The organism is Nostoc sp. FACHB-888, from assembly GCF_014696655.1.
Taxonomy (GTDB): domain Bacteria; phylum Cyanobacteriota; class Cyanobacteriia; order Cyanobacteriales; family Nostocaceae; genus Nostoc.
In genome coordinates, this window is the sequence record NZ_JACJQM010000286.1 from 1 (window position 1) to 4323 (window position 4323).

The 4323-nt window shown below is 41.3% G+C and carries 7 protein-coding genes; 3 read left to right on the plus strand and 4 right to left on the minus strand.

Annotated elements, in window-relative coordinates:
• Positions 1-108: 108 nt before the first annotated feature.
• Both H6G26_RS44435 and H6G26_RS39140 read left to right on the plus strand, forming a co-directional pair.
• Positions 109-273: a hypothetical protein gene (locus H6G26_RS44435; protein ID WP_190737200.1), complete on the plus strand. Its 165-nt coding sequence runs from the start codon at positions 109-111 to the stop codon at positions 271-273.
• A gap of 565 nt (positions 274-838) precedes the next feature.
• Positions 839-1036 (plus strand): DUF2811 domain-containing protein, encoded by a 198-nt coding sequence (locus tag H6G26_RS39140; RefSeq protein WP_100904448.1) that lies wholly within the window; start codon positions 839-841, stop codon positions 1034-1036.
• A 418-nt stretch (positions 1037-1454) separates the two neighbouring features.
• Here H6G26_RS39140 and H6G26_RS39145 read toward each other — a convergent pair whose 3' ends face one another.
• From H6G26_RS39145 to H6G26_RS39155, 3 genes are all read right to left on the minus strand, one after another.
• Positions 1455-1616 (minus strand): CopG family transcriptional regulator, encoded by a 162-nt coding sequence (locus H6G26_RS39145; protein WP_190737202.1) that lies wholly within the window; start codon positions 1614-1616, stop codon positions 1455-1457.
• A gap of 32 nt (positions 1617-1648) precedes the next feature.
• The gene (locus tag H6G26_RS39150; protein WP_190737204.1) at positions 1649-1876 is read right to left on the minus strand and encodes a hypothetical protein; all 228 of its coding nucleotides are present in this window, start codon (positions 1874-1876) and stop codon (positions 1649-1651) included.
• A 120-nt stretch (positions 1877-1996) separates the two neighbouring features.
• Entirely contained in the window at positions 1997-2272 is a 276-nt protein-coding gene (locus tag H6G26_RS39155) for an HU family DNA-binding protein (RefSeq protein WP_190737206.1), read from the minus strand.
• Positions 2273-2378: 106 nt separating this feature from the next.
• Here H6G26_RS39155 and H6G26_RS39160 point away from each other — a divergent pair, with 106 nt between their 5' ends.
• The gene (locus H6G26_RS39160; protein WP_242054328.1) at positions 2379-3260 is read left to right on the plus strand and encodes an alpha/beta hydrolase; all 882 of its coding nucleotides are present in this window, start codon (positions 2379-2381) and stop codon (positions 3258-3260) included.
• A gap of 166 nt (positions 3261-3426) precedes the next feature.
• On the opposite strand, the gene H6G26_RS39165 is transcribed toward H6G26_RS39160, so the two are convergent.
• A partial coding sequence (locus H6G26_RS39165) for an L-lactate dehydrogenase (protein ID WP_190737208.1) occupies positions 3427-4323 on the minus strand: 897 nt, incomplete at its 5' end.

Sequence of the window (4323 nt, forward strand, 5' to 3'; positions counted from 1 at the left end):
GTATCATGACTACTACCAAGATTCATTCAGTTGTCTGTATTCAGTCTCGTGTTTTAGCTGTATTTTACACTCCAGGTAAATGCTAGCAGTTTCGGATTATTAACCCCGATGATACGGTGTTTATTGAGCATCCGATTTACTTTAGTGCTGAAGCAGCAGCAAAAGCTGGACGTGAATGGATTTATCAAAAGCGGTAAAGCGGTTAATTCATTTGGTGGCAATCCAAGCCGGAAAGCACTTTCATCCTACCAGCAGGAGAGTTATCACCCGTAGCGTTTAAAGAGAACTAAATTGTTCAAAGTAATGGCAGTTAACAAACCAATGACCCTGCAAATAATCTGTTGCGTTTTCAGCCCCTGGCAATAGCAGAGCTTACCCATTGTTACTTTTGCAATTCTTATCATTAGTTCTACTTTTTCCGGCAGATTCCACAGGGTTTCCACAGCTATTTCTGCTGTTTTCCACAGTTGTTTTACAAGATAATCAGCTTCTGTTCACTCACTGGGGATTTTGTCATAGCTGTAGTCATCACTTTGCTTTACTGAGTTATTGTTACGTAAGGTAAATAAAACCTGCTTCTAACCCTTATTTTCACGTAACTATTTATTTTTTCTATATTTCCCTTTAACATTTAGCAACATTGACAAACCGAGCCAATCAGCACACAATAAATCGACTAGCCTTTGCCGCCCGTCCATTTTGAACATCAACTGTATAAAAATATTCAGTTGTTAGTGCAGATGGTTTGGCAAGCGAGGAACGGGGTGAAACAGTACAAACACTGCATCACCTCTAGCTTATTGTCTCTGTAATTTGCTCTTTCGGAAGCTTTGATCGGATGAACTCTACCCAAAACATCTTTACTACCCTTCCCGAAACCCTACATCAATCTCTCAACACCTACTTAGAAAAACATCCTGATTGGGATGAACGTCGCCTTATTACCGCAGCTATTTCTCTGTTTCTGCTGCAAAATGCTGATGGTGACCGCAGTGTTTCCCAAGTTTATCTCGAAACTCTGTTTCGTCGCGGCTAATGCTATTCCCTAGAACACCGATTCATTAATAAAACGCGAGGTTGAAAAACCGGATTTTTAGGTCATTTCAACCACAGTTTCTTTCTTGTGCCTAAAAGAAACCCGAGTTTTTCGTCATGACTCTGAATACTGAATCGGTGTTCTAGAAGTCATGCTAAATAAAATTCAATTTAAAAAGCCCTAGTAAAAATCCAGGGCTTTGTTTTATATCCGGTTTACTAAATGCCAGCTAAAAAAGTTTGCCAGCGCTTTCCATACACATAATCAACGTTGAATCACTTTGAGCTACTACTGCTGTTAAAATTTTGTCGATTCAGCAGCTTTTTTAATAATGCGCTGGTAACTGTAGTATCAATACTTGTCGGATTTTGGAGGAAAAGGGAAAGGAAAACCCCTTAAACTTCCCCTAGATGAATTCCTAATTGGCATTTTGTACTTCTTCAATTGGCACAGACCGGACTAATTCGCGGATTACATCGGTTGCTGGTCTACCAGTAATTGAACAGTATTTTTCCAGCTTCTCTGCTTCACTTGATGTGAGATTGATTGTAAGTCGTTTAGCAGCCCATTTTTTATTCATAATATTGCTCCAAAAGTTAACAAGGTATGGCGTTAACCACCCCAATAACCTGCCAATTTGAAGACTACTTGCAAGATAGATGATGAAGAGGAGTTCAAAAGTGGAACTGTAACTATCGTTGTTGCCCCAGCAGCCGCCTCATTGTAGACACTTTGCCAAGCTTCTGGGCCGCTAGTAGATTGTCCATGAACTTGTCTACTAACACCTAACTTTAAGCCAAGCGCAGCTAAACCAACTAGTATTGTGCGACGTTTCAACATTATTTCTTCATACCTAATAGTTCGCCTTTATTTATTATGTAAGGTAAAGCGAAGCTGTCTTGAGAATAGTAAGGGCTATGGTTTTGCAGTGATTAGATTGCTAATGGTCAAGCAATTCATCTATGGTGCTACTTTTTCTTTAAACAGCTTCCCAGGAGAAAACGCAGGAACTCTAGTAGCTGGAATGGTCATTGGCTCATTGGTTTTGGGATTACGCCCTTCACGCTCTGAACGTTCACGCCGCTCGAATGACCCAAACCCAACAAGCGTTACCTTATCCCCATTGGCTACAGCCTCAGTAACAACTGACAAAAAAGCACTGATTATTTCATCGGTTTGCTTTTTTGTGATGTTGGTCTTTGCTGCTACAGCATCCACTAATTCCCCTTTGTTCATAAATCACCCTGAATCATTGCAAGTAATCGAAATCTAGCATTATTACCTCTTATTCAGAAAGGGGAATCGGTTAAGATTGTTCTTTGCAAGAGTTCTAATGAATAGCATGAGTAACTTTGTAAAGCCACCCGAAAGGCAAAAAACGATGCGACTGCATGATAATCGTAGCCTTGCGTGGTACGAATGGGGGCCTATTAATGGCATTCCGGTTTTATTTTGCACTGGGGCTGGAATGAGCGGAACGCTCGGTTTTGGTGTGAACTGTCTGGCGGAACTCGGCTTGAAACTGATTGCGATTGACCGTCCTGGCTTAGGTTTGTCTGACCCACACCCTAACAAAACCTTTGATTCTTGGGTAGATGATACACAGGAGTTGATTCAGGCTAACGATCTCCATAATGTTCTGGTGGTTGGTTTTTCTCAAGGCGCACCGTTCGGATTCGCTCTTGCAGAGTGCAGTTTCGTAAAAGCGATAGCAATTGTGTCGGGACAAGACGAACTTACCCATCCGCGTTTGAAACCCCTGTTGCATCCAGATGTAGCAAGGATGATTGCTTCTCTTCAACAAGATCCTGTGGAGTTCGAGCAGCGCTTTTCAGGAATAGTCACGCCGCATGGACTGTGGCAGTTAATTATTGGCATGAGTGCAGATGACGACCGAATATTGTATGAAAGTGATATGTTTGGTAAAGCATACCAGCAAGCTTTGAAGGAAGGTTTTTCTCAGGGCGCACAAGGATACGCACAAGACCTTGTTAATAGCCTTAGTTCATGGCCTATAGCACTGGAGGACATCACTATTCCTGTGGATCTTTGGTATGGCGCTTTAGATACCAGTACAGTTCACTCTCCTGATTTTGGTGCAACATTGGCTTTACGTCTACCGAATGCAACGCACATCATAGACCCAAAACAAGGAGGCTCAATTCTCTGGACAAAAGCTAGAGATATTCTCGTCAAATTAAAATCTCATCTGTCGCTCATATAAGGTATTACACGTTACCATTCTGTAGTAGCCAAAACATTACAATCAGAAGGGAAATAAGGTTATAGCCATTGGACTGATAATTTGAAACGAGTTTTTCAACTTGATGATTCTCTAGTAAATTAGATGAGCTTACCCTGCATTTTTAGACAGACTATATGAGTTGATTTTAATTATCCAAAGAATTATAGGCAAGATTCAGTTGGGTGGCGGACTCTTCTAATAAGCGTTGTTCATCAGCATTTCTTGGTAACACCAGTTGGCGCTCAATACCTATTGAGCCAATGATACACGGAAGTCCCAGAACAACTTCAATTCCAACTCCATAGTTAGAATCTGCTCTGACTGATACTGGAAATATCTGTTTTTCATCTCGCAGGATGGTATCAATTAATTCACAAACTGCTATTGATATGCCATAGCTAGTATTTCCTTTGCGTTCAGAAATGTTATAGCCTCGCTTACGGGTTAATTCTGCGTACTCTTGGTAAATTTGCTCCAGCGTCGCTCCTTGCGGTATGGGAAATTCCGTTAATGTAATCCCCCCAATAAATGCACTAGACCAAACGGCAAATTCACTGTCTCCATGCTCTCCAATCACATAAACATGAACATCTTGTTTTGCAACATTCAGTCGCTTACCAAGTTGATATCTCAGTCTGGCAGTATCAAGAACGGTTCCCGAACCGAAAATTAGGTTTTCTGCTCTGGTGGAACTGGCGATTGCAATCCGCGTTAGTACATCAACTGGATTGCTAACAATAAGCACAATTGAATTCGGTGCAACTCGATCCAATTCTTTCATCGTCGAACGTATGATCTCTGCATTGTCACTCAACGTCTCTAATCGGCTCTGTCCAGGTTTCCGCTGTACCCCAACAGTTACGACAATTACATCAGAATCAGCTAAATCCTCATACTTATTTGATGCTATAATTTCCATTTCTTCAAGTAAGGGAATGCTGTCTTCAATATCCCATGCTTGCCCCTCAGCTTTTGATAAGGTTCGGTCAAAAAGCACGACTCTTACACATTTACGGAGTAGCACTAAAGCATTTGCTACGTC

Bases quoted from the DNA above. Each gene is read 5' to 3' on its own strand.
- H6G26_RS39150 (WP_190737204.1), bottom strand. From the start codon at position 1,876: ATGTTGAAACGTCGCACAATACTAGTTGGTTTAGCTGCGCTTGGCTTA.
- H6G26_RS39155 (WP_190737206.1), bottom strand. From the start codon at position 2,272: ATGAACAAAGGGGAATTAGTGGATGCTGTAGCAGCAAAGACCAACATC.
- H6G26_RS39140 (WP_100904448.1), top strand. From the start codon at position 839: ATGAACTCTACCCAAAACATCTTTACTACCCTTCCCGAAACCCTACAT.
- H6G26_RS39160 (WP_242054328.1), top strand. From the start codon at position 2,379: ATGAGTAACTTTGTAAAGCCACCCGAAAGGCAAAAAACGATGCGACTG.
- H6G26_RS39145 (WP_190737202.1), bottom strand. From the start codon at position 1,616: ATGAATAAAAAATGGGCTGCTAAACGACTTACAATCAATCTCACATCA.
- H6G26_RS44435 (WP_190737200.1), top strand. From the start codon at position 109: ATGATACGGTGTTTATTGAGCATCCGATTTACTTTAGTGCTGAAGCAG.